Source organism: Chryseobacterium populi (assembly GCF_000282115.1).
GTDB classification, from domain to species: Bacteria; Bacteroidota; Bacteroidia; order Flavobacteriales; family Weeksellaceae; genus Chryseobacterium; species Chryseobacterium populi.
This window is the reverse complement of sequence record NZ_AKJY01000008.1, coordinates 1-1533: the sequence shown is the minus strand read 5'-3', so window position 1 is coordinate 1533 and position 1533 is coordinate 1. Positions and strand designations below refer to the sequence as shown.

The 1533-nt window shown below is 35.4% G+C and carries 1 protein-coding gene; it reads right to left on the bottom strand.

Annotated features, from left to right (window positions below; translation table 11 throughout):
• Positions 1-130: 130 nt before the first annotated feature.
• The gene (locus PMI13_RS02710) at positions 131-1468 is read right to left on the bottom strand and encodes an IS1182 family transposase (RefSeq protein ID WP_007840429.1); all 1338 of its coding nucleotides are present in this window, start codon (positions 1466-1468) and stop codon (positions 131-133) included.
• Positions 1469-1533: the final 65 nt, after the last annotated feature.

Here is a 1533-nt window from a genome sequence, read left to right as displayed (position 1 = left end):
GAGGCTGTCTCAAAAGGGGCAGTCTTTTTTCTGTCTCAAAATTTGTAGTTTACGATTTTTCAGTTTTAGATTTCCGTTATTTTCTTTTTTCAGGAATTTTTTTGATATTTTAGTAAAAAGCAGGCTTTTTTTATCCTGCAAGTGCCAGTTTTCTTAGATTATGGGCAATAGCAATCAGGCCTGTTTCTATTTCGACTTTATTCTGGCCTCTGAGAAAGAATCTTTTAAATCCTTTGTTATGTTTGATCTGTGCGAAAACCGGTTCTACATCGTGGCATCTTTGTTTTCTGAGCTTTACTCCACGCTTTGTGTTGAGAAGCTGATGGACCTTGTGCCGGAGCTTTGAAAGCTTTGGATTAGAGGACGAAGAAGTTATTGTTTTGTTTTTCTGATCTTTATCAAAATAATTATACTTGATATAGGCTTTAATCTTTCTCTTTTGAAGAAAGATATAGTTTTCTTCAGAACCATATCCGGCATCAGCCACTATTTCCTTTGGACGTTTATTATAAAGATGTTCAAAGTTCTCAATGTGAGGGAGAAGGGTTTTAGTATCACCAGGATTGGGATGCAGGGTATAGTTAATAATGAACTGATTCTCTGTGCTGAGCTGAAGGTTGTAAGCTGCCTTAAGCTGACCGTTACGCATATGATCTTCTTTCATGCGCATAAAAGAAGCATCAGGGTCTGTTTTTGAATAGCTGTTTCTGCTTTTTAGAATTTCCTGTTGTTTCTCATATTTTTCAAGATTATCAGGCCAGTTCTTTTTGGCATAATTAATCTTCTGACGGGTTTTGGAGGGAATTTTCTTATTCTTCAAAGTATGATCTATGGTTTCTATCACAGACTTTATTTTTTCTTTATCCATAGACTTAAAAACTATTTCCGAAGTATCCTTCATCTCTTCTTTAGCCACTTGCTGAGTATAGTTCCATAATTCTTCTAGCTGGGATTCTATACGCTCTTTGTTATTCTTTATGGATTTCCCCCACACAAAGCTATAACGATTGGCATTGGCCTCTATTTTAGTGCCATCTGTGAAAATGGTATGCAGGCTGACTAATCCTTCATTTTCTAAATAAAGTACAATCTGTGCAAATATATCTTTGAGTTCACCTTTTAATCTTTCGCTCCTGAAGCGGTTCAAAGTATTATGGTCAGGACGGTTCATGGCACTAAGCCACATAAAATGAACATTTTCTTTAAGAGACTGCTCTAATTTTCTGCTCGAATAAATATTACACAAATAACCGTATACCAATACTTTTAAAAGCATTTTAGGATGGTAAACCGAAGTACCTCCGGGTTTATAATTACGGATTAAGTTACTGATATCAAGCCCGTCTATAACTGCTGAAACTGTTCGTACAGGATGGTCATTTTCTATCAACTCCGATAAATTCGGAGGAAAAAGAAAATTTTGCTTGGGATTATAATCTTTAAAGACTACTTTTGAATTATTCGACACACGGCAAATTAATCAATTTGCTAAAATTAGGAAAGCTTTGGCTTTCCTTTCTTTTTGAGCATAAA